The organism is Nocardia sp. 852002-20019_SCH5090214, assembly GCF_001665865.1.
GTDB classification, from domain to species: domain Bacteria; phylum Actinomycetota; class Actinomycetes; order Mycobacteriales; family Mycobacteriaceae; genus Nocardia; species Nocardia nova.
In genome coordinates, this window is record NZ_LZMK01000174.1 from 1 (window position 1) to 596 (window position 596).

Here is a 596-nt window from a genome sequence, read left to right on the forward strand (position 1 = left end):
AACCACACCCACGAAGCGTTCGCGGTGCAGTTTCCCGACGGACACACCGAACACACTCAGGTGCCACTGGATTCACCGCAACACATCCTTCCTGATCTACTCCTGCCGACCAGGGTCGCCGACACACGCTTCGTCCTCGACCAACTGATGACCGCTGCCACCGAACAGCCGGGACGCGCTGGACTCCCACCGCACCTCGCCGAGGACCTCGACCTGTCGAAAGTCGGAATGTTCGGTCACTCGCTAGGCGGGTCGACAACCGTGCAAACGATGCACGACGACCACCGTGTCCGTGCCGGCGTCGATCTGGACGGCCCGATCCTGGGCTCTGTCGCCGCGGACGGTCTCGACCGGCCGCTGCTGATGCTGGCCAGCGACACCTCGCCCTGGTTCGGCAATCCGGGCTGGGAACCGCGCTGGGCAACCAACACTGGGGTGAAGATCCCCCTGCGCATCGCAGGAACCCAGCACATGTCGCTGTGCGACCAGCAGATCATCCTGCCGCAACTGACCACGGCCGGCCTGCTCGAGCCCGCCAAGAAGGCCGAAGCAGTCGGCACAATCGACACGGCCCGTTCGATCGACCTGCAACGGGC

The 596-nt window shown here is 65.3% G+C and carries 1 pseudogene; it reads left to right on the forward strand.

The features are described from left to right. A pseudogene (locus A5780_RS43105) lies at positions 1-596 on the forward strand (hypothetical protein); the annotation flags it as partial.